This is a genomic window from Saccharopolyspora sp. NPDC050642 (assembly GCF_040654735.1).
Lineage (GTDB): Bacteria > Actinomycetota > Actinomycetes > Mycobacteriales > Pseudonocardiaceae > Saccharopolyspora > Saccharopolyspora elongata.
The window spans coordinates 21,858-44,077 of record NZ_JBFAIN010000042.1; the positions used below are offsets into that span (position 1 = coordinate 21,858).

The following is a 22,220-nucleotide window of genomic DNA, read 5'->3' on the forward strand; positions in this document are numbered from 1 at the left end:
AGCAGAACCGGGGCTGACACAGGGCCCGCCTCTCCGCGATTCACAGTTGTGGTTACGTCCCGGGTCAAACCCCCGTCGCGCGGTTTCTCGTGGCTGGGTTGCGTCACGGTCCCCTGAGGTGCGGTTGAGCAGAACCGGGGCTGACACAGGGCCCGCCTCTCCGCGATTCACAGTTGTGGTTACGTCCCGGGTCAAACCCCCGTCGCGCGGTTTCTCGTGGCTGGTTTGCGTCATGGTCCCCTGGGGTGCTCATGACTTCTCCTCCCGCTCCGCGTAGCGCTCGGCGTCGCTGCGCATCAGGTCTGCGAAGTGGTCGTCGAAACCGAGGTCCTCGCGCGACTGCTCGGCGCGGATCTCGGCCAGCTCGGGCGGCATCTGCTCGGCCATGATCTCCTGCACCCGCTCGGTGACCTGGGCGACCGCGTCCCGGCTGGCCTGCAGGATCATCGCGGTCAGCGCGGCGGCGTTGGGCTGCCGGAAGACGCGCGGATCGATCACCAGGTCGACGAGTTGACCGCGCGGGCCGACCACCACCTTCACCATGCGGTCCGGCGACCACGCCACGCCGAGCTGGTTCATCATCCTCCGCTGGGTTTCCGGGATCCGGCGGGCCGTCTGCTGCAGCTGTTCCAGCAGGTCCCGGTAGACCGGATTCACCGACATGGGCTCAAATTCCACGGCAGCACCCCGAATTCATCGCACCGAAAACGTGGACAACTCGCGCGGTACACCGGCTAACATCCCCGGCGTGTACGCGAAACGCTGCTTGCGAACGCTGCTCGCCGCTGCCGTCGGCAGTCTCGGCATCCTGCTGATCGACCCGTCCGCCGCCCAAGCGCAGCAGTGCGTCGGCGCCGGTCAGCCGAACAGCCCGGTGCCGTGGGCCCAGCAGGTCCTCACCCCGGAACGGCTTTGGCCGCTGACGTCCGGCTCCAAGCAGCGGGTGGCCGTCGTCGGCACCGGCGTGTCGAGTCCGTTGCTGGACGGCGCGATCGCGGCGAGCGTCGACCTCAGCCCGCCGTCGCGGACCGGGGCCAGCGGCAAGCCGGACTGCCTCGGCCTGGGCACCGCCGTCGCCGGCGTCATCGGCGCGAAGGAGACCAGCGAGCACGGATTCCACGGCGTGGCACCGAAAACGAAGCTGCTGTCCGCGAAGGTGGTGGGCGATTCGTTCCCGCAGGGCACGCAGCCGAACGATTCCGTGGCGCCGGACACGCTGGCTGCCGGGATCAACTGGTCCCTGGACCAGAGCGCGACCATCGTCACCGTGGCCGCGGTGTCCTATCAGGACAGCCCGGCGCTGCGGCAGGCGACGAAGCGGGCCCTGGACGCCGACGTCGTGGTGATCGCCGCGGCCGGTCGCGCCGAGCAGAACGATCCGCCCGGCATCGCCCCGTATCCCGCCTCGTACGAGGGAGTTCTCTCGGTCGGGATGATCGGGGAGGACGGCATGGTGGCGGCTGACACGCACGCGCCGCGCGTCGACCTGGTCGCCCCGGGCGCCGAGGTCACGGCCGCCTACCCGGGCGGCGGGGTCGGCCCGGCGAGCGGCACCGAACTCGCCGCGGGTTACGTCGCCGGAACCGTCGCGCTGCTGCGGGACTACCGACCACAACTGTCCAATGAGGAGGTCGTCCAGCGGCTGCTGGCGACCGCGTCGCCGGCGCCGGAGGGCGTCGGCAGCAGGAACTACGGCCACGGGCTCATCAACCCGTACCAGGCGGCGGTGGCGAACCTGGTCGACGGCCACCCGACCACGCTGGCACCGGCCGATCCCGGTGTCCCGACCGCCGAGGAGCTGGCCCGGGAAGCGGCTTGGCAGCAAAGCGATTCCCTCGCCTACGGCCTGGTCGCGGTGGGTGTGTCGGCGGCGGTGGTGATGACCGCCGTGGTGGTGTTCGGGCCGCGCGGCCGGCGCCGCCGCTGGCGGTCCGGCGTCGCCGAAGCCCCGGTCGACCGCCCCGAGGACGAGCTCCCGGAGCCCCCGGCCGACCTCTTCGACGACCGGCCGAAAACCGGCGTCTGACCCCAAGTCCGGTCCCTCCAAGTCACCGCTGAAAACCCAATCCCAACGCACGCCCAACCCGACGCCCGTACACCCGAACCCGCTCGTGAGCGGCAATAGTCGCCATAGCGACCACAACCACTCACGACACCACAACACCCGCTCGTGAGCGGCAATAGTCGCTATCACGACCACAAGCACTCACGACGTCTTGTGCGTGGCGATCGTTTTGGCTGCGGCCCACTGGTAGTCATGAGCTCGGTGTCAGCGCGGATTGTGGGCGGCTCCGGCCGGAACCGCCCACCGCACCACCGCATCCGCCCGCGAAGCGGCGGGTCAGGCGTTGAAGAGGTTGGAGGCGCGGATGTCCGTCGCGAGCATGTCGTCGCTGGCCTGCGTGGTCAGCTGGCCCGTTCGCACCTGGGCGTCGCCGAGCGCGTTGGCCTGGACGTCCCACTTGGCCTCCGCCTGGTCGAAGGCGTCCGCCGCCGCACCGTTCCAGTCCTCGGCGAGGATCGCCTTCGCCTTGGTCTTCAGGTCGTCGAACAGGCTCTTCATCTGGCCCGCTGCGGTGACCGTGTTGCCACCGGTGTCGCTGATCGAGCCGAAACCGTACTTGATCGTCATCGTGTCGCCCTTCCCTCAGGCAGAAGTTCTGAACCGCACTGGCCTTGCGCTGCCGGACGATTTCCGGTCACAGGCGGGAAAAGTTGCCCATTCCGGTGTCTCCGGTCCCGTCGACTGCGTTGAGCAGTTGCTGGTAGTCCTCGTCCTGCTGGCCGACCATCTGGGTGGTACCGGCCACGCCCTGGGCGAGGTCGACGAGGATCTGCGACAGGTTCTTCCAGATCTGCTCGAATTCCTGCTGCTTGGAGACGGCGGCCGTCGATGCGCCACCCATCCACGCGGCGCCGGCGATGGACATGTAGTCCCCGCTGATCTGCCTGATCAGGCTGCTCGCGTTGTCGTACGTGTCGCCGATCGCGGTCTGCAGCTGCGTCGTCTGTTCCGGTGTTAGCTTGAGATCGGGCAACTCCGGTCACCTCTCCAGGTGGGCAGTGGTTTGCCCACAGGCTATTCCGGTGCGCTGCCAGATCCCGGATAGCCGGAAATCGCGGCCGCCAAGGCGATTTCGCAGGTCACACCCGCGAATGCGGGGCTGCCTGCGGGAGAACTACGGGAGCGCCGACGCGGTCTGCAGCGCCGCCGCCGGGTCCAGCGTCGGGCCGGCCGGGATCCGCTGCACGAGCTCGGCGGGCATCGACACGGCGTCGGCCGGGCTGAAGCCGAGCACGTCCAGCACCGCCTCGGACGGCACCGGGAAGCGCAGGCCCAGGTCGGTGACGATGTGGTACGACCCGGCCGGATCCGTCGCCGACGCCTTGGCCCGGACGACCACCACGCCACCGGCGGGGACCAGCACCCGGTCCGCGAGCTTGGTGCCCTCCGACGTCTCCGCGCTGGTCGCGATGCCCGCATCGAGCACGCCCGCGTCGCCGCCCAGCGTGATCTCCGGTGCGGTGGCGGCATCCAGCGTTCGCGCGCACAGCGTGGCCCGGCGTTCGGCCGGCACCGGGGCGAGTTCCGGCACGTCAGCGGGCTTCGCCGATTCCCCGCTGGGCGCGGACAGCGCGGTGGTGACCGGCGCCGAGTTCGCCACCGACGGCGCGATCGCCACCGGCTCCACCGGGTACTGGCCGCGCACGATGCGCACCTGCAGCTCGGTCAGCGGGGCCAGCCCGTCCGAACGCACCAGGTAGTACTGCTCCCGGTCGCCGATGGGGTGGTGCACCAGGTCGCCGATCCGGTGGCCGCTGAGCACTGTGGACGGTGCGCCGAATTCGTCGATGGTGATCGGGGCGATGTCCTGCCCGGCCGGAAGCCCGTTCAGCCAGGCCGTTCCGGCGTCCAGCACCACGGCCTGCGGCCCGAAGATGGCGCGGATGACCTGCTCCGGCTTGACCGTGTCATCGGGGTTGCCGACGATCCGGTACCGGTGGTTGCGCCAGATCAGGTAGTTCATGTGGTCCTTGGCGTCCCGGGCCAGCACCGCCCGCTGCTCCAGCGGCAGCCCGCCCGCGAGGGAGCCGCCGACGAACAGGGTGCTGGTGGTGATCGGCCCGCCGGCGGCGTTGCGCCCCGGGACCGAGCACATCGTCCACCCGTCCTTGAGCGCGAACTGGGCTTCCGGCAGGGAGTCCGGCGCGCCCGGGATGCCGACCACCGCGCGCCGCGGCACGCCGGTCAGGCTCTTGCCCGACACCCGGTGCACCTTGGCGTCCTTCTTCCCGGCCAGCAGCTTGGCCGAGGTGAAGTTCAGGGTGGGCTGCAGGGCGCCCTGCCGGTAGACGTAGCTCGCGCCGGTCTCGCGCTCGACGACCACCGATCCCTCGGCCTGCCAGGCGTTGCCGCCGACGCCGGTGAACACGCCGTAGACGCCGAAACCGGCCGCGACCAGCACCGCGATCATCACGCCCGCGAACGCGGCGCCGACGCCGCGGCGCAGCGGCGTCAGCTCGGGATCGGTCTCGCGCACCACCAGCGCGGACACGACCCGCTGCATCATGAACTGGTACGCCTGCAGCTGGTCTCGACGATTAGCCACGGTTCAGCCCCGTCTCCCGAGTTCGAGCACGTCTGAGGCGACGTTCCGGCAGGTCAGAGACCGGCGGAAACACCGCGAAACTCCTGGAACCACCACGGCTTCCCCACCTCAACCGATGGAAGCCATGAGGCTTTGGACGTAGGTGAAGAAGCCGGTGATGTAAGCCGCGTACGGGATCAGCGCCAGGACCGCCAGGACGTCCGTCCAGTCGGCGATCCGGCCGAGGTGCGGCGACGGGGTCCGCCGCGCGTACACCACGCCCGCCGCCGCGACCAGCAGCGCGACGATCACCAGCCCCAGCAGGGAAAGCGCGAGGCCGAGGGTGCTTCCGAAGCCCGTGATCAGGCTGCCGGCGAACCCGGCCGCCACCGCCAATCCGGCCACCAGCAGCGGGATTCGCTGCCGCGGGATCGGGAACAGCCGCGACCGCAGCAGCAGCGCGGCGGCGGCCAGCGCGAGCATGGTCAGGCGCGCAGCACCGCCGTGCGCGAGCAGCGGCGGAACGCAGAACGCCGCCGCGACGGCCAGGCCCAGCAGGAGGCCGGTGAGGATCTCGTCGGTGCGGCGCGCCGCGGCGAAGACCGTCGACGTCGGTGCCGCCGGCTTGTCGGCGAGCATGTCGGCCGCGCGCTGCGGGAGTTCCGGCACCGGCAGTCGTCCGAGCCGGATCGCCAGCAGCGGATATCCCGGCAGCAAAGCGATTCCCGCGGTCAGCACCACTGCCGCCGCCGCGTCCGCGCCGAGCCAGCCGCCGAGCGCCGCGCCCAGCGTGCCGAGCAGCCCGATCGCGATCGCGGCCACGAACGCGCGGGCTTCGGCCGCGACGCCGACGTAGCCGGAGATGCCGAACACCAGCAGCGACACCGTGCCGACCAGCAACTGCGCGCTGCCGAACTGCAACAGCCCGACGTGCGCGGGCGCCGTGATCAGCAAACCGCCCAAAAAGGCATATGGCAAGCCACCTCCGGCGAACAAGGCACCCGCGCGGGCGTCCGGCACCGCGCGTGCGACGACGATGCCGAGCGCCGTCAGGACCACCGCGGCGGCCAGCATGACCAGCCCCGGAGCCAGCCAAGGTCCCTGGAACAGCAACGTGATCAGGTTGCCGCCGAGCAGCAGCGCAGCGGCGACGACCAAACCGCAGCGCCGGGTCGCGACCCGGCCCCAGCTTCGTCCATTCCGCCTAGCGCCGCTGGCAATTGTTTCCACCAGATCGTCGTATTCGATTTCCGGCCATTCGGACTGACCCGGAACCAAATGGAGCACTTCGCCGTCGCGAATTTCCTGTGCACCCAGGGTTTGCCGCGGGTCGAGCCGTTCCCCGGTGGGGCGGCGCAACGCCCAACCGCCGTGCCGTTCACCGGCATCCGCCGCGTCGTCCCCGGCGTGGCGCAGGATGTAGGGCAGCAGCTCGGCGACTGCGACATCCTCGGGCAACGCGACGTCGATTCCGCGCTTCGGCGTGGATATCGTGACTTTCGCCAGAGTGATGCCCAATGTGGACGACATGGCGCTCCTCCGGGAGAGGCGTGAACTCGAATTCGCTAGGAGTCTCTCATCGATGATCTGCTCGGCGGTGTCGATAACGTAACCTCGGACGCCACGGCGGTCCGGGATCTCCGTCTAATGTAGGTCCAAACGCACCGCACTCGGGCCGCCGTCGGCGAGGCGACCCAGCGGAACTTCGCCAGCAGCGTAGCAATTCGGATCGCGGCAGCGGGATGGCGAGATCGCGCCCGGGCCGCAGGCGATCTGGAGGTCTCGGTTTTGGGAACGATCATCGTCCGGCGGCCGTTGCGGCGTCCCGCCCCGGACCTGCCCTCCGGCGAGCTGGTGCTCGACCCGCCGCCGGAGAACCCGCCGCCGCCCGGCCGGAACTGGACGCGGGTGCTGATGGTGCTGCCGATGATGGCGGGCATGGCGGGCATGGCGCTGCTGATCGGCGCCGGGCGCTCGGGCCCGCTGATGTACGTCGCGGGCGGGCTCTACGGCGCCGCGATGCTCGGCATGATCGGCTTCCAGGTGATGAGCCAGGTCGGCCAGGGCGCCAGCAAGCAGGAGATGATCGCCGAGCGCCGCCGGTACATGCGGCGGCTGAGCCAACTGCGGGCGCAGGTGCGCGACACCGTGGAACGCCAGCGGCACGCGATGTTCTACCGGCACCCGAACCCCGACCAGCTGTGGTCCACCGCGCACAGCGCGCGATTGTGGGAGCGCCGCCCCAACGACTGGGACTACACCGTCGTCCGGATGGGGCTCGGCCCGCAGGAGCTGGCGACCCGCCTGGTGCCGCCGGAAACCCGCCCGGTCGACGAGCTCGAACCGCTGTGCGCGATGGCGCTGCGGAAGTTCGTCACGACCTACTCGACAGTGCCCGACCTGCCGGTCGCGGTGGCGCTGCGCGGTTTCTCCCAGATCTACGTGACCGGCGACCGCGAGGCCAAGCGGGCGTTCGCCCGCGCGGTGGTCGCGCAGCTGGGCACCTTCCACGCGCCCAGCAACGTGCTCACCGCGTTCTGCATCCACCCCGCCGAGCGCGACGCGTGGGACTGGGCGAAGTGGCTGCCGCACGCGCTGCACCCGACCAAGACCGACGCGGTCGGCCAGATCCGGCTGGTGGCGCCGAGCGTCACCGCGCTGGAGGCGATGCTCGACGACGTGCTCGCCAACCGGCCCCGGTTCAACCCGGGTTCGATGCCGATCGAAGGCGCCGCGCACCTGGTGGTCTTCCTCGACGGCGGCGACACCTCCGGCTCCGAGCACCTGATGATCGAGGGCGGCGTCGAGGGCGTCACGCTGATCAACCTGGCCACCGACCCGCCGCGGGTGCTGGACGCGACCACGCTGGTCCTCGACATCGCCGCGGACGGCAGCCTCACCAGCCGCACCATGGACGGCACCGGGTCCGTCGGCCGCGCCGACGCGTTCGACCTCGACGGCATGCAGGGCCTGGTGCGATCCCTCGCCCCGATGCGGCTTTCCGCGCTGTCCACCGGCGACCAGCCGCTGTCCGGCTCGCTGGAGCTCACCGACCTGCTGGGCCTCGGCGACCCGTTCGAGTTCGAGCCGGTGAAGAACTGGACGGCCCGCTCCAACCGGGACAAGCTGCGGGTGCCGATCGGCATCACCGCCGACGGCCGCCCGATGGAGCTGGACCTCAAGGAATCCGCCCAGGACGGCATGGGCCCGCACGGCCTGCTGGTGGGCGCCACCGGTTCCGGCAAGTCGGAGCTGCTGCGCACCCTGGTGCTGGCGCTCGCGGTCACCCACGACTCGGAAGTCCTCAACTTCGTGCTCGTCGACTTCAAGGGCGGCGCGACGTTCACCAAGCTCGACCGGCTGCCGCACACCAGCGCGGTGATCACCAACCTCGCCGACGAGCTGCACCTCGTGGACCGGATGCTGGACGCGATCCAGGGCGAGCTGATGCGGCGTCAGGAGCTGCTGCGCAAGGCGGGCGACTACGCCTCCCAGCGCGACTACGAGCGCGCCCGCACCGCCGGGGCGCCGCTGGAACCGCTGCCGTCGCTGCTGGTCATCGTCGACGAGTTCTCCGAACTGCTCACCGCCCGGCCGGACTTCATCGACATGTTCGTCCAGATCGGACGCGTCGGCCGCTCGCTGGCCGTGCACCTGCTGCTGGCCTCGCAGCGCCTGGAGGAGGGCAAGCTGCGCGGCCTGGACTCGCACCTGTCCTACCGGATCGGCCTGCGCACGTTCTCGGCGATGGAGAGCCGCGTCGTGCTCGGCGCGCCCGATGCCTACGAGCTGCCGCGCTCGCCCGGCAACGGTTTCCTGCGCTCCGGCACCGAAGAACTGCTGCGGTTCAAGGCCGCCTACGTCTCCGGCCTGCACCAGCGCGGCGTGGTCAAGCGCACCGACGACGAGGGCCGGCAGATCGACCCGGTGCAGGACTACTCCACCCGCTACCTGCGCCCCCGGGTCACCGAGGAGCTGCCCGCGGAGACCACCGAGACCGAGCAGGTCGGCGACACCCTGCTCGACGTGCTGGTGGACCGGCTGGAGGGGCAGGGCAAGGCGGCGCACCAGGTGTGGCTGCCGCCGCTGGACGAGCCGCCCACCCTGGACCAGCTGCTCGAACCGCTGGTCGTCGACCCCGAGCGCGGGCTGACCACCGGCAAGGAGGAGCTGCGGGGCAAGCTGCGCGCCGCGGCCGGCGTCATCGACCGGCCCTTCGACCAGCGCCGCGACCTGTGCTGGCTGGACCTCGCGGGCGCGGGCGGCAACGTGGTGGTCGTCGGCGGCCCGCACAGCGGCAAGAGCACCGTGATCCGCGGCATCATCGGCAGCCTCGCGCTCACGCACACGCCGGACGAGGTGCAGTTCATCTGCCTGGACTTCGGCGGCGGCGGGCTCACCGGCATGCGCGACCTGGCGCACATCGGCAGCGTCGCGACGCGGCGCGAGACCAACCAGGTGCGCCGCAGCATCGCCGAGGCGCTCGCGCTGCTGGCCGAGCGCGAGGCGCGGTTCGCCGAGCACGGCATCGACGGCATGGGCACCTACCGGCGGCTGCTGCGCGAGGGCCGGTTCCCGGAGGACCGCTTCGGCGACCTCTTCCTCGTCGTGGACGGCTGGATGACGCTGCGCAGCGACTTCGAGTCGCTGGAGCCCGCCGTCACGCAGCTGGTGAACCGGGGCCTGGCGTACGGCATCCACGTCATCGGCAGCTGCAACCGGTGGATGGACCTGCGGATGAACATGCGCGACGTGTTCGGCAGCCGCATCGAGCTGAAGCTGGGCGACGCGGTGGACTCCATGCTCGGCAGGCGGGAAGCGGCGAGCGTGCCCGAGCAGTCGCCGGGCCGCGGGCTCGCGCCCGACGCCGGGCAGTTCCTGGCGGCGGTGCCGCGGGTCGACGGCAGGTCCACCGCCGAAGAACTCTCCGACGGGGTGCGGCACTTCGTCGACTCGGTCAACGAGGCGTGGCCCGGCGACCGCGCGTCCGGCGTCCGACTGCTGCCCGCCGAGCTGCCGTACGCGGCGCTGCCCGAGGCCGAGATCGCCTCGCCGCGCGGCATCGCGGTCGGCATCTCCGAAGCAGATCTGCAGCCGGTGCACCTGAACTTCGAGGTGGAGCCGCACCTGATGCTCTTCGGCGACGTGGAGTCCGGCAAGAGCACGTTCCTGCGGTCGCTGGCGCGCAGCATCATGACCCGCTACAGCCCCGAGCAGGCGCAGATCGCGGTCGTCGACTTCCGCCGCAGCCTGCTCGGCGTGGTGCCGGACGAATACCTGGTCGGCTACGCCAGCGCGTCGAACGCGACCAAGGAGATGGTGCAGCTGACCATCCAGGCGATGCAGAAGCGGTTGCCGGGCCCGGACATCACGCCCGAGCAGCTGCGCAACCGCAGCTGGTGGCAGGGCCCGGAGCTGTTCATGCTGATCGACGACTACGACCTGGTGGCGCCGAACCCGCACGACAACCCGTTCACGAAGCTGCTGGACTTCATGACGCAGGGCCGCGACATCGGCCTGCACCTGGTGCTGACGCGCCGGGTCGGCGGCGTGGCGCGGGCGGTGTTCGACCCGGTGATCTCCCGGGTCCGCGACCTGGCCTCGCCGGGCATCCTGCTGTCCGGCAACCCGGAAGAAGGCCCGGTGTTCGGCAAGCTCAAGCCGGAACCGCTGCCGCCTGGCCGCGGCTGGCTGGTCACCCGCGCCCGTGGCAACGAACTCGTCCAGTTCGCCAACCTCCCGCCAGAGCACTGAGCGGCCTCGTGAGTGGCAATGGCTGTTCTGACGACCATCACCACTCACGAGCCACACCACCCCAGTCGTGAGTGGCAATGGTCGTTCCAGCGACCATCACCACTCACGACTGAGCGTAGGGGGTTGACACCGGGTGGTTTGTTGAAGGAAGCGGGGTTCTCCGCCCCACGCGCGACGAAGGGGACGAGATGGCGGTTCCAGATCCGGACGGCCGCGGTGCGGCGAGCTGGCCCACCAACGGCGAAAACCTCAAGGCCGATCCCAGTTCGCTGCGCGGTTACGGCACGAACGTCGCGACCATCGGCAAGAACCTGCAGTCCGACACCATGGGCGGCGCCATGAACATCAACGGCGTCGGCGACGACATCTCCATCAGCACCGGCGGTTTCCCGGAGGGCGAGCAGGCCGATCAGCTGATGGCCCGCAACGCCCAGGAGATGATGCGGTTCCTGCAGGACATCCGGCAGAACCACCTGGCGATCTCGTCGGTGGCGCACATCTGCGCCGACCTGTACGAGGACGCCGACGCCGCCAACGGCGTGCGGCTCTCCGGCGTCGAGTGGGCCTTCAACGAGCCCGGCGCGGAACGCCCGCCCGGCGCTCCCCCGTACCTCAAGGAGACGATCGCCGACAACATGCCCGACCAGCCCAAGGGCATCGGCGAGCTCGACGGCGAGAAGCTGACCGGCACGCACCACTTCTCCGGCGGCGTCGTCTACATGTACGAGTCCAAGGACGGCCGGACCCGCAGCGTGGTGCAGACCGAGGGCGGCATCACCGAGACCGGCTACGACAAGGACGGCAACGAGAGCTACAGCACGACGTCCAAGCCGAGCGGCGTGATGATCACCAAGACCTACGGCGAGAACGGCAAGGTCGTCAGCACCACCAACCGCACCGTCGAGTCCAGGAAGATCGCCGGCGGCCGGGACGAGGTCACCACCGTCCGCACCAAGCAGACGGGCAAGGACGAGACCGTCGTCGAAGAGCACAAGGTCACCAAGAAGTACTCGGACGGCACCGAATCCCGGCACTACTACAAGGAAGAGGACGGCAAGCGCAGCGACGAGCGCTACATCGGACGGCAGCCCAAGCGGGTCACGCCCGAGGACTGGGCCGACGAGGCGCGTCGCACCATGAAGGAGAACCGCCGGATGGCCGGGGGGATGTGATTCGGATGGCCGGACCCGCTGACGACTACTACGGCTACAACCACGACGCGCTGGAGAACTACTCCAACGGCGGCGGCGCCGGGCCGATCGGCCCGGACGAGCTCTACTACAGCGGCGAGACCGACACCGGCAAGAACTACACGCCGGGGCCGGATTCGAAGGGCGCCGGGGACACCACCATCGCGATGATCCGCCGGCAGATCATGGGCGAGCAGCCCGGCACGGCCGACGAGCGCGGCGACCAGTTCGCCAACGTCGCGACGATGCTGTCGCACGTGCAGAGCCAGCTGCGCGGCCAGACGGAATCGCTGAAGGCGGAGTGGGATTCCCCTGCTGCCAAGGACGCGTTCCTGAGCAAGGTCGGGGAAACCCTGGCGTACCTGGAGGTCTGGGAGAGCGCGGCGAGCCGCACGGCGAGCGGCCTGCACGGGCTCGCCGCGGCGATGCGCGAAGCGCAGGAGGACATGCGCGCGCTGTGGACGGAGTACAAGCAGGACCTCCGCGACATCGACACCAGCTTCCAGCAGCAGGTGTCGGTGGAGGGCTACAGCAGCGGTGCGTGGGACAAGGCGAAGGAGGAGTCCCACGAGAAGTACAACCGGAAGGCCCGCGAGCTGGCCAGCCGGACGGCCGACAGCTACGCCCCGTACATCACCAAGCTGGCGCTCGGGCGGGCGATGAAGGTCGACCCGCTGAACGCGATCCAGCACCCGGGCGCGCTCGGCCTCAAGCCGCCGAAGCTCCCCGCGGCCCCGGGCGGTCCCGGAGGCCCCGGCGGCATCGCGCCGCCCGACGGAGCTCCCGGCGGACAGAACGGATTTGCGCCTCCCGGCGGACCGAACGGCGCAGCGCCGCCCGGTGGCGACGGTCCTAACGCGCCTGTCGGCGCACCGCCGCCCGCCGCAGCGCCGCCCGGCGCACCGAAGGGATCGGCGCCACCCGGCCAAGGCCCCGGAATGCCCCAGGGGACAGCGCCACCGAACGGACCAGGCCAAGCGCCGCCCGGCCGGGCCCCCGGGGCACCGCCGGGCACGGCACCTCCCGGCCAGCCACCGGTCGGAGCACCACCGCCGGGCCGAGCCCCCGGAATGCCGGACGGCGTCACGCCGCCCGGCAAAGCACCGGGCGGCCCGGCACCAGGAGCACCGCCGTCGCTTCCCGGCGGCGCACCCGAAGGCAGCGCACCGCCTGCGCTCGCCCCACCGACCGCGCCGGGCACCGGGCCCGCCATCGGCCATCCCTCCCCCGGTGCGCCGATCGGCAGCCCGGCGCCCGGCGCACCCGGCGCTCCTGGCACGCCGGGCATGACTGCGCCGGGCGATGCCGCGCCCGGCAGGCCGCCCGGCACGATCAACGGCACGGGCGCGCCGGGAATCAACGCGCCCAACGCGCCTGGCACCGGCACGCCGCCGGGAACGATGACTCCGCCGCCACCGGGCGGTTCGGGGGCGCAGCCGCCGAAGCAGCAGCAGGGCAAGATCCTCGGCCCGCGCATCGGAAACCCTGGCCTGGCAACGCCTTCCGACCCGGAGGCGGGCACCATCCGGCCGCCGGCGGGGCAGACCGCGCCGCCACCAGGCGCACCGGGCTCGCCCGGTGGCCGGTCGGCGACGGGTTCGCCCGGCTCCCGGCCCGATGGCCGGCCGGCGACGGGTTCGCAGGCGGAGGTTCCCGAAGCGTTCCTCCCGCCGCCGAACGCGGCGCCTTCGGTGCTGGGCGGCGAGCAGCGGAAAACACGCCCGGGCAGCAGCGCGGAGTCGCCGGACCGCCACTCCGGCAGGAGCGACGTTCCGCCGCCGGTGCTGAGCAACCCGCACCGCACCGGACCGCTGAAGACCTTCACCGAACGCCGAGCCCAGCGGAAGCGCGAACGCGAGAAGAAGCTGAAGCCGCAACCGACTTCGGAGTTCGCGGTCGACCTGCCGCTGAGCACCGCGCCGGTCCTGGAAGCCAGGACCGCACCGGAAGTCGACGTGCAGGCGGAGCTGGGCGCCCAGGTGCCCGCCGCGCTGCGCGACCGGCCGTCGGTGCTCGCGGCGCACGAGCCGGAGGACATCGGCGCCGACCGCGCGGCCCGGCGCACCCGGCCCGCGGAAACGCCTGCGGACCAGGACGCCTGGGAAGTGGAAACGCCGGGCGGCCCGGTGGTGAACGGCGAAGCGGAGTACCGCTACCGCCCGGAACCGGAGCCGACCCTCAACGGCAAGGCCTGACACCGGTGAGCTGAGGACCCGTGAGTACTTTGTGCTGCTATAGAAACACAAAGTACTCACGGACCCTGACCAGGCAAAACCCATGCCCTCGAAGCCCCGATTCGGGGTGGCCGGCCGACGCGAGGGGGGAGGGGGTCGCGCCGACCGGCCCGCAGGACCCGCCCGCCGCAGGTCGGGGGCATCGGCGGCCGGGCCCGGGTCTGTGCGCCGTCAGAGGCGCCGGAGGGCGTCCAGTATTCGGCGCTGAACTTCCAGCGACGGCGTCTCGTCATCCGATGTGGACGGTGGCGGCGGCTGCGGTTCGCGGAGCCGATGCCGACCGCCCTGATCCCGTTGTCGCCGCTCGGCCTCGACGTGTGCGATGAGCTGCCAAACAGTCAGAGCGCCTTCGCCGCCACCGGCGTGCTGCGGCCGGTAGGACTTCCAGCAGGTGATGATCAGGTAGAGCGCGACAACACCGGTGATCCCGGCAATCCCGGGGAGCACGGCCAACATGTCAGCAGATCCTTCCGGTAGCAGGGTCGGGAAGCTGTCGAACTATTCGGTGCGCCTCGGCATCGCAGTCACCGCACGTCGACCACAACCAAGCGATCTCGGAGTTGTCGGCGAACAACGCCTGGCGGCACAACGTCGAAACGAAGGTCCCGGTCGGATAGGCCAAAGCCCCATCGGGCCGCCGATCGGTACTCGCATGCCGCAACCCAGCAGCAGGAACCCAGTGGAAGGGATACATAGTTGCTCGCTTCCATGTCAGTTTCATTGATTTCAGAAACTAGATCAGTTGCGACAACTGGACAATTCATCGATCGGGTGTAAACAACTGGGCTGACCTTCGATCTAGGCTTGCCGCATGGCGAGAAGTGCACGTGCGCGTGGTCTTGGCGCCGAGCTGCGCGCGGCCCGGCTGAAGACGGGGCTTGAAGCTCAGGAGGTCGGGAAGCGCCTGGGCTGGTCGAAGTCGACCATGAGCCGCGTCGAGAACGGGATGCGGCGAGTCAACGAGACAGACGTTTCAGCGGTTCTCGCAGTTCTCGGCGTGACCGGCGACGAACGCGAGAAGCTGCTCTCGCTGGCCCGCGAGCTGGATCAACCCGTCTGGTGGGAAACCGGTTCGACGACCGGACTGCCCACGCAACTGACCGCATTGCTCGGTTTTGAACGCGACGCCCACCGCATCACCGAACTGTCGATCACGCTGGTGCCCGGCTTGCTGCAAACCCACGACTACGCCCGTGCGCTCATGCTCGGTGGCGGGGTGTCCGAGAGCGACGTAGATGCCCGGGTTGCCATCAGGCGAGGCAGGCAAGACATCATTACCCGGCGGAACCCGGTCCAGTTCGTGGCCATCATCGATCAGGGCGCGTTGCTGCGTCCGGTTGGCGACAGCACAGTCATGGCCGATCAGTTGCAGCAACTGATCAAGGCCGCCGCACTTCCCAACGTCGAGATCCGCATGTTGCCGTTTGGTGTTCATCCCGGCATCGACGGCTCGTTCTCGTTGTTCGAGTTCCCGAAGGCTCCCTCGATAGTCCACCTGGAGCACCACAGGTCCAGCGGCTTCCTGGACGAACCCGAAGACGTTTCCGCATACGTGACGTTGCGGGATAACGTCCTCTCGACAGCACTCAGTGTCGACGAGTCCGTCGAGCTGCTGTCGCAAAGTGCTGACGAGTGGGAGAGCAGGGCCGATGAGACTCGACGAGATCAGCAGGTGGCGGACGAGTAGCTACAGCACGGCGACACAGACCTGCGTTGAAGTGGGAAGTGCTCCTGGTCTCACTGCTGTCCGGGACAGCAAGGACCGCGCCGCCGGGTACTTCGTCACCGACCGCACGCAGTGGTCGGCGTTCATCGGCGCCGTCAAGGGCGGCCGGTTCGAGCGCTGAGGGCGTCATCAAAGAACTGGAGGCGACACCATGTCCTGGCCGTGTGTGCCAACCAGATGGCAAAAGTCCAGCTACAGCGGGAACCAGACCAACTGCGTCGAAGTATGCGAGATGAGCGAGGTCGAGAACTGGCGTAAGTCCAGCCAGAGCTCCACCGGCAACGCATGCGTCGAAGTCGGCGAGCTATCCGGCGGCGCCGCTGTCCGGGACAGCAAGGATCGCGACGGCGGGTACCTCGTCACCGACCGCGCGCAGTGGTCGGCGTTCATCGCCGCCGTCAAGGACAGCCGGTTCGAGCGGTGAGGGCGTTGGGGTCGTGAGTGCGTAACCGGGCTGGAGCCCGGTTACGCACTCACGAGCCTCAAACACTGATCAGTAGCGGCCTGGGGCGCCGAGTTCTTCTTGCTCGCGGTCCGCCGGGTTTACCCACACGTAGTGGTTCTCCGACTTCGTCAGCACCGCCAGCATGTCGTCGTGCACGGCCTGCAATTGCTCCGCCGTTCGCGACGTGAAGCGGCGGGCCGCGGCGATCGCCGCCGCTTCGTCAGCCGCCAACCGCTGCAGCAGCAGCACATCCGCTTGCAGGGCAGCGTGGGCTCGCTGCGGCGTGAACCGGTGCAGCACCATGACTCGCGTCTGCCACGGCGCGGGCTGCGCCGGGGACGGCGGTGATTCCGCGTCGTACAAGGACAGGACCGGTGCGTCCGCCGAGGCCACGACTCCCGCCGGGGCGCCCGGTTCCAGCACCGCGACCCGGTCGGCACGGCCCGTCGCCGCCTGCCCGAGGTCCGACCAGCCCGCCGGTTGGTCGGTGAACACCAAGACCTTCGCACCGAAGCGCAGCGCCCGGTAGGCCAGCAGGCGCGCCGCCCAGGACGCGCCGACCAGCGCGATCGACACCGGTTCCGGCTGGAACAGCGTCATCGTGACCGGGAAGCCCGCCTGGTTCCGGCCCAGCGGGAAGCCGAAGGACGTGCCGGTGAGCTGCAGCAGGTCGAGATCCGGTTCGGTGGCCTGGTGCCTGCCGATGTCCAGCCTCGGCACCGAACGCTGCTTGCGCGGCCGCCAGCCTCGGGGCTTGCGCACCTCAACCGTCGGCGTGTCGTCCTGGCGCGGGCCGGGTCCGCCGGGTGGCAGCGGCGCGGCGACGGCCTGCGCGGTCGCCACCGACGCTGACGCGGCGGCGGTGTTCGTCAGGACCGCGCCGCCGGCCTGCTGGTTCCACTCCGACGTGCCGAGCGCGGGCGCGAACGCCGCGTCGTCGGCGTCCTGGCCCTTCGGGACCTGGACCGGCCCCGTCGTCTCCGGCGGCTTCGCCACCGAGATCACCGGGACTCGCTTGGCCGCAACGGGTTTCGGTGGCTCCGGCCGCGCGACCGCGGGCGGCGCGACCGCCGACTGCACCGGGTGCTGACCCTCGTTCACCGCGCCCCTCCTCCGGTCGGCGCCGACGCGTACACCGCTGGCAGCTGCTGTCCGTCCAATCTGGACAACCGGCCGCCCGCGTGCTCGACGAGGCGCGCCACCAGCTCGCAGGTCTGCTCGTACCGCTGCGCGTCGGCGGCCACCCGGACCAGCGCGGACAGATCGGTGCCGCGCTGCCCCGGCTCCAGCGCGATCGAGATGCTGACCTGCGCGTCCGGCACCTCCGCCAGCGCCGACAGCAGCAGCGCGCCGCGCTCCGGGTTCGGCCACGACCGCATCCAGAAGCAGCCGTGCCGCAACCTGGTGGAACGCCAGGAATCCCACTCCTCGCGCGGCTGCACGGGCCGCCGGTCCGCCGGTTCGGCCAGGTCGCAGGAGCGCACCAGCGCGTCGAGCAGCCCGTTGGTGTCGAGCGGGCGCGCGCGCAGTCCCCTGCGCCGCAACAACCTCTCGACCCGCCTGGCCAGTTCGGCGAGCAGCACCGGGATCTCCGGATCGCTGCTGCTGTCCACTGCCGACTGGGCGACCACCTGCGCGTCCAGCCGCACCGCGATCCACACCACGTCGTCGCGCCGGTTCGTGCCCGACAGTGGCGCGCTGTGCAGGACGACCTGCACCACCACGCCCGGCTGCTCGGTCGCGATCCGCGCCAGCGCCGCCATCGGAACCGGCGGCCGCGGCCCCTCGTCGTCGGCGACCTCCAGCACGGCGAACCAACCGGCGCCGTCGCTGCCCATGCCCAGCCGCGAATCCCCTTCGCCCGCAACGTCTTCCACGGTCAGGTCGGGCGCCAGCTCGCACAGCGCGGACAGCCGCGCGTCGTCCCGGCGGGCCGCGACGATGCCGCGCCTGCGGCGGAACCGAAGGCGGAGCCAGAGCATCTCGGTCCACCACTGGTCGCCGCGCCAGCCGAAGGTGGCAACGGCCGCGGCCAACCCGATCAGGCCGCCCACGATCAACGCCCACAACGCCTGGAACAAGAAGAAGCACAGGGCGAGCTGCACGACCACGAAGGCGAGCAGCCGCGTTAGGCTGACCGGACCAATGCGGCCCGGCCTGCGCTGCGGGCGGAACCACTCGTCATCCCGCGAACGGCCGAACGCGCTCGACTTCGGCGGTGCGCTGGTCTGGCTTGTCATCGAAGGCGGATCCCTCCCACGCGGCAAGGCTATCCCGACCACGGCGCCGCGGACAGTACCCGATTCGACACCAGCCGTACCCGGACCGCACCACACCGCCGCCGGAATCCCGGCTCCGGCCGCACAGCCAGCGATTACGCCGCAGGCGAGCCGCCGATCCGCGCGTCAGCACGCTGCCAGCAGCGTTCGGCACGCTGGGCAGGGCGTGCACCCGTGTCCGGAAGGCTTGGCAGGTGGCGGCCCCGCTGCTCGAATTCGACGACGTTCCCGGAACCGAACGGCCTTCGGCGGCCGTCGATTCGGTGCGCCTCTACCTGGCCGGGATCGGCCGGGCGGAACTCCTCGACCGGGCCGGGGAAACCGACCTGGCCGAACGCGCGGCGGCCGGGCTCCGCGCCGAAGAAGCCCTGGAAATCCCGGATCTGCCCGCGGCCCGCCGCATCGAGCTGCGAGCCGTCGCCGACGACGGGCGCGTGGCCAGAGCCGCGCTGGTGGAGGCGAACCTGCGGCTGGTGGTGAGCATCGCCAAGCGCTACACCGGGCGCGGCATGCCGCTGCTGGACCTGATCCAGGAGGGCAACGTCGGGCTGCTGCGCGCCGTCGAGAAGTACGACCACAGCCCGGGTTTCCGGTTCGCGACCTACGCGACCTGGTGGATCCGCAAGGCGATCAGCCGCGCGCTGGCGGACCAGTCCCGCACCATCCGGCTGCCGCTGCACCTCACCGAGCAGCTGACCCGGCTGGCGCGCCTGCGCCGGGAACTGACGGCGAAGCTGGACCGGGCACCGGGACACGACGAACTCGCACAGGCACTGGACATCCCGGTCCGCCAACTGCTCGAACTGCTCTCGCTCGCGCAGGAACCGCTGAGCCTGGACCAACCGACCGGCCCGAGCGGCGGCACCCTGGCCGACCTGCTGGCCCTGCCCGACGACGGCGAAGCGGCGGGAATCCAGTTGCTGCGCAACGAGATCGAAGACGTCCTCGGCACCCTCAGCCCACGAGAGCAACAGGTCATCCGGCTGCGCTGCGGCCTCGACGACGGACGCCAGCGAACGCTGGCGGAGATCGGCCACGAGCTCGGCGTGACCCGAGAGCGAATCCGCCAGTTGGAGCACCGAGTCCTGCGAAAGCTCCGCGAACCAGCCCGCGCGGAACGCCTCCTCGCCTACGTCGGCTGACCGGCCGGGCGGTCCCCACCGGGCGGATCGAGGTGAACGGCCTGTTCGCTCCGATAGAAGAGGTGAACGGTCCGTTCACGCCACCCGCCCGGCGTTGCCGGTTTCGAGCGAACGGACCGTTCACCTCAATAGACGAGACGAACAGGCCGTTCACTCCATCCACCCGACCCCCAGGCCCGCACCGCCTGGATTGGCGCGAACGGTCCGTTCACCTCGACAGCTGCGGCTCGCCCGGTGCTACTCGCGGCCGGCCGAGGTGAAGCTCATGTCGGCGTAGCGGGTGCCCGCGACCTTCGCCGAGATCGGCTCCAGGAGTTCCAGGTCCGCCGCCGTGAGCGCCAGGTCGGCGCCGCCGAGGTTCTCGTCGAGCCTGGTGCGGCGCCGGGTGCCCGGGATCGGGACCACCGCCAGGCCGTCCTGCTGTGCGTACAGCCAGGCCAGCGCCACCTGCGCGAGCGTCGCGCCGTGCCGCTGCGCCACCTCCCGCAGCGGCGTCAGGAGCTCGGCGTTGCTGGCGGCGTTCTCCCCGGAGTACTGCGGGAAGTTCCGCCGGAAGTCGCCGTCCGGCAGCTCCGCCGTGTTGGCGAACGCCCCGGTGAGGAAGCCGCGGCCGAGCGGCGAGTAGGGCACGAGCGCCACACCGAGCTCCTTGGCCGCCGGCACCGCGGTGTTCTCGACGTCGCGGTTGAACACCGACCACTCGCTCTGCAGCGCCGCGATCGGGTGCACCGCGTGCGCGGCGCGCAGCTCGGCGCCGGTCACCTCGGACAGCCCGAGGTGGCGCACCTTGCCCTCGGCGACCAGTTCCGCCATCGCCCCGACGGTCTCCTCGATCGGCACCGTCACGTCGCGCCGGTGCATGTAGTAGAGGTCGATCACGTCGATGTCCAGCCGCCGCAGGCTCGCCTCGGCCGCCGCGCGGACGTAGGCCGCGTCGCCGCGGAAGCCCCGGTAGTTCGGGTCTTCGGCCTTGCGGACCAGGCCGAACTTGGTGGCCAGCACCACCTGCTCGCGGTTCGCGTTCACGAACGGCGCGAGGAACTCCTCGTTGGCGCCGGAGCCGTAGATGTCGGCGGTGTCGAACATCGTCACGCCGCGCTCCAGGGCGTGCTCCAACGTGCGCCGGGCCTCGTCCTGGTCGGTCGGGCCGTAGAACTCGCTCATCCCCATGCAGCCCAGGCCCTGCGCGCCCACCACCGGGCCGGATCCCAGCTGAACCTGCCGCAACGTCATCTCGTTTCCCCTTCGGATCGGCTGCTATCGATGCTGGCCGCCGTCGCGGGTATGCGGCAGGGCGAGTTTCTCCTGGGTGTGGCACACCCAGGCTGGGGTCGTGGCAGCATCGATGGGGTGAGCAACGAGCTGGGCAGCTTCCTGAAGGCGTGCCGGGCGCGCCGGAAGCCGAGCGACGTCGGCATCCCGGCCGGGCCCGGGGTGCGGCGGACGCCGGGCCTGCGGCGCGAAGAGGTCGCGGCGGTGGCCGGGATCAGCATGGACTACTACACGAGGCTGGAGCAGGGCCGCGAGCGGCACCCGAGCGAGGCGGTGCTGGACGCGCTGGCGCGGACGCTGCAGCTCGACGCCACCGAGCGCCAGTACCTGAGCAACCTGACCAGGCACGCGTCGCGCAGCCAGAAGCCGGCGCAGCCGGAGGCCGAGCCGGTGCGACCGACGGTGCTGCGGCTGCTCGACATGGTCGGCGAGGCCCCGGCTTACGTGCTGGGCGGCGGAAACGACATGGTGGCGGCGAATCCGGCGGGCCTCGCGCTGCTCGCGGGTATCGACCAGTGGCCCGCGCAGCGGCGCAACACGACCCGCTACCTGTTCCTGCACCCGGCGGCCCGGACGCTGTTCGTGGGCTGGCGCGAGGTGGCGCAGCACTCGGTGGCCGACCTGCGCGCGACCTACGGCGACAACCCGGCCGACCGGCGGCTCACCGCGCTCATCGACGAGCTCACCACCAAGAGCGAGGAGTTCCCGGCGATGTGGGCGAGCCACCAGGTGCAGCCGAAGGCGGCGGGCGTGAAGCGCTTCGACCACCCGGCGGTGGGCCGGATGGACCTGGACTACGAGGTCCTGGCGGTGCGCGGCGGCGACCAGCGGCTCGTCGTCTACCAGGCCGAGCCGGGCACCCCGGACCACGACGCGATGACGCTGCTCGGCATCGTCAGCCGCCGCGAGGAGCCGCACCGAACGCACCACGGGTGATCCGGGCGCTGAAGTACGGTCGGCAGGTGCTCCGACCTGACTACCCGATCACGACCGACCGCCTGCTGCTGCGCCCGTTCACCACCGACGACACGGCGGACGTCTGGGCCTACCAGCGCCAACCGGAGGTCGCCCGCTACCTCCTGTGGGAGCCGCGCGACCGCGACCAGGCGCGGGACGCCGTCGCGCAGATGGCCGGGGAGACCCGGCTCGACGCCGAGGGCGACTGCCTCACCCTCGCGGTGGTCGCGCCGGAGCTGGACGCGATCGTGGGGCAGGTGGAACTCGTCTGGCGCAGCGAGAAGCACCGGGAGGGCGAGCTCGGCTACATCTTCAACCCCGACCACCAGGGCCGGGGCCTGGCCACCGAGGCCGCCCGCGAAGTCCTGCGGCTGGGCTTCGAAGAACTCGGCCTGCACCGGATCATCGGCCGGTGCAACGCCCTGAACGCCGCCTCGGCGCGGCTCATGGAGCGCCTCGGCATGCGCCGCGAGGCGCATTTCGTCCAGAACGCCCACGTCAAGGGCGTCTGGCGCGACGAACTCGTCTACGCGATCCTCCGATCCGAATGGCAGGACCGGGTTTAGGGATCCCCCAGAATGGCGTGCGGGTACGCATGAGCCATGATCGTCTGGAACGCTGAACGCCGTTTT

Annotated in this window: 20 protein-coding genes; 10 read left to right on the forward strand and 10 right to left on the reverse strand. The window is 70.7% G+C overall.

Going from position 1 to position 22,220, the window contains the following annotated elements:
* Window positions 1–249 precede the first annotated feature (249 nt).
* Complete coding sequence (locus AB0H93_RS37370; RefSeq protein ID WP_358579981.1) at window positions 250–663, reverse strand: YbaB/EbfC family nucleoid-associated protein; 414 nt, start codon at window positions 661–663, stop codon at window positions 250–252.
* 85 nt (window positions 664–748) lie between these two features.
* Here AB0H93_RS37370 and AB0H93_RS37375 point away from each other — a divergent pair, with 85 nt between their 5' ends.
* The gene (locus tag AB0H93_RS37375) at window positions 749–2,026 is read left to right on the forward strand and encodes a S8 family serine peptidase (protein ID WP_358579983.1); all 1,278 of its coding nucleotides are present in this window, start codon (window positions 749–751) and stop codon (window positions 2,024–2,026) included.
* A 315-nt stretch (window positions 2,027–2,341) separates the two neighbouring features.
* Here AB0H93_RS37375 and AB0H93_RS37380 read toward each other — a convergent pair whose 3' ends face one another.
* The 4 genes from AB0H93_RS37380 to eccD form a co-directional block, all read right to left on the reverse strand.
* The gene (locus AB0H93_RS37380; RefSeq protein ID WP_093274562.1) at window positions 2,342–2,632 is read right to left on the reverse strand and encodes a WXG100 family type VII secretion target; all 291 of its coding nucleotides are present in this window, start codon (window positions 2,630–2,632) and stop codon (window positions 2,342–2,344) included.
* A 67-nt stretch (window positions 2,633–2,699) separates the two neighbouring features.
* Entirely contained in the window at window positions 2,700–3,038 is a 339-nt protein-coding gene (locus AB0H93_RS37385; RefSeq protein WP_132494485.1) for a WXG100 family type VII secretion target, read from the reverse strand.
* 141 nt (window positions 3,039–3,179) lie between these two features.
* Window positions 3,180–4,610, reverse strand: coding sequence for a type VII secretion protein EccB (gene eccB / locus AB0H93_RS37390; RefSeq protein WP_358579986.1), 1,431 nt, complete (start codon window positions 4,608–4,610; stop codon window positions 3,180–3,182).
* 108 nt (window positions 4,611–4,718) lie between these two features.
* Complete coding sequence (gene eccD, locus AB0H93_RS37395; RefSeq protein WP_358579989.1) at window positions 4,719–6,119, reverse strand: type VII secretion integral membrane protein EccD; 1,401 nt, start codon at window positions 6,117–6,119, stop codon at window positions 4,719–4,721.
* 258 nt (window positions 6,120–6,377) lie between these two features.
* Between eccD and eccCa the strand changes: the two genes are divergently transcribed.
* From eccCa to AB0H93_RS37410, 3 genes are all read left to right on the forward strand, one after another.
* A complete protein-coding gene (gene eccCa, locus AB0H93_RS37400) occupies window positions 6,378–10,343 on the forward strand; it encodes a type VII secretion protein EccCa (protein ID WP_358579991.1) in 3,966 nt (1,321 codons plus the stop codon).
* A gap of 188 nt (window positions 10,344–10,531) precedes the next feature.
* Entirely contained in the window at window positions 10,532–11,515 is a 984-nt protein-coding gene (locus AB0H93_RS37405) for a hypothetical protein (protein WP_358579994.1), read from the forward strand.
* Window positions 11,516–11,520: 5 nt separating this feature from the next.
* Entirely contained in the window at window positions 11,521–13,728 is a 2,208-nt protein-coding gene (locus AB0H93_RS37410; protein WP_358579996.1) for a hypothetical protein, read from the forward strand.
* 210 nt (window positions 13,729–13,938) lie between these two features.
* Here AB0H93_RS37410 and AB0H93_RS37415 read toward each other — a convergent pair whose 3' ends face one another.
* Window positions 13,939–14,223, reverse strand: a complete 285-nt coding sequence (locus AB0H93_RS37415; protein WP_358579998.1) for a hypothetical protein — start codon at window positions 14,221–14,223, stop codon at window positions 13,939–13,941.
* 1 nt (window position 14,224) lies between these two features.
* Complete coding sequence (locus AB0H93_RS37420; protein WP_358580000.1) at window positions 14,225–14,488, reverse strand: zinc finger protein; 264 nt, start codon at window positions 14,486–14,488, stop codon at window positions 14,225–14,227.
* 90 nt (window positions 14,489–14,578) lie between these two features.
* On the opposite strand from AB0H93_RS37420, the gene AB0H93_RS37425 reads away from it, so the two are divergent.
* Genes AB0H93_RS37425 through AB0H93_RS37435 form a run of 3 tightly spaced genes read left to right on the forward strand, consistent with a single transcriptional unit; the run spans window position 14,579 to window position 15,917 of the window.
* Complete coding sequence (locus AB0H93_RS37425; RefSeq protein ID WP_358300480.1) at window positions 14,579–15,454, forward strand: helix-turn-helix transcriptional regulator; 876 nt, start codon at window positions 14,579–14,581, stop codon at window positions 15,452–15,454.
* Complete coding sequence (locus AB0H93_RS37430; RefSeq protein WP_358300477.1) at window positions 15,417–15,614, forward strand: DUF397 domain-containing protein; 198 nt, start codon at window positions 15,417–15,419, stop codon at window positions 15,612–15,614. Before AB0H93_RS37425 ends, AB0H93_RS37430 begins: the two co-directional genes overlap by 38 nt.
* Window positions 15,615–15,644: 30 nt before the next feature.
* Window positions 15,645–15,917, forward strand: a complete 273-nt coding sequence (locus AB0H93_RS37435) for a DUF397 domain-containing protein (protein WP_358580002.1) — start codon at window positions 15,645–15,647, stop codon at window positions 15,915–15,917.
* Between the two features lie 69 nt (window positions 15,918–15,986).
* Here the strand turns inward: AB0H93_RS37435 and AB0H93_RS37440 are convergent, their stop codons facing one another.
* Together AB0H93_RS37440 and AB0H93_RS37445 are read right to left on the reverse strand one after the other, a co-directional pair.
* Window positions 15,987–17,039 carry a hypothetical protein gene (locus AB0H93_RS37440; protein WP_358580004.1) on the reverse strand — a complete coding sequence of 351 codons (1,053 nt, stop codon included), beginning with the start codon at window positions 17,037–17,039 and terminating at the stop codon, window positions 15,987–15,989.
* On the reverse strand, window positions 17,036–18,178 hold the full coding sequence (locus AB0H93_RS37445; protein ID WP_358580006.1) for a type VII secretion protein EccE: 1,143 nt from the start codon (window positions 18,176–18,178) through the stop codon (window positions 17,036–17,038). Before AB0H93_RS37445 ends, AB0H93_RS37440 begins: the two co-directional genes overlap by 4 nt.
* Before the next feature lie 233 nt (window positions 18,179–18,411).
* Here AB0H93_RS37445 and AB0H93_RS37450 point away from each other — a divergent pair, with 233 nt between their 5' ends.
* A complete protein-coding gene (locus AB0H93_RS37450) occupies window positions 18,412–19,359 on the forward strand; it encodes a sigma-70 family RNA polymerase sigma factor (RefSeq protein WP_358580008.1) in 948 nt (315 codons plus the stop codon).
* Between the two features lie 237 nt (window positions 19,360–19,596).
* Here AB0H93_RS37450 and AB0H93_RS37455 read toward each other — a convergent pair whose 3' ends face one another.
* A complete protein-coding gene (locus AB0H93_RS37455) occupies window positions 19,597–20,592 on the reverse strand; it encodes an aldo/keto reductase (protein ID WP_358580010.1) in 996 nt (331 codons plus the stop codon).
* A 117-nt stretch (window positions 20,593–20,709) separates the two neighbouring features.
* Here AB0H93_RS37455 and AB0H93_RS37460 point away from each other — a divergent pair, with 117 nt between their 5' ends.
* On the forward strand, window positions 20,710–21,567 hold the full coding sequence (locus AB0H93_RS37460) for a helix-turn-helix transcriptional regulator (RefSeq protein ID WP_358580012.1): 858 nt from the start codon (window positions 20,710–20,712) through the stop codon (window positions 21,565–21,567).
* Window positions 21,568–21,593: 26 nt separating this feature from the next.
* A complete protein-coding gene (locus AB0H93_RS37465; RefSeq protein ID WP_358580014.1) occupies window positions 21,594–22,154 on the forward strand; it encodes a GNAT family protein in 561 nt (186 codons plus the stop codon).
* Window positions 22,155–22,220 lie beyond the last annotated feature (66 nt).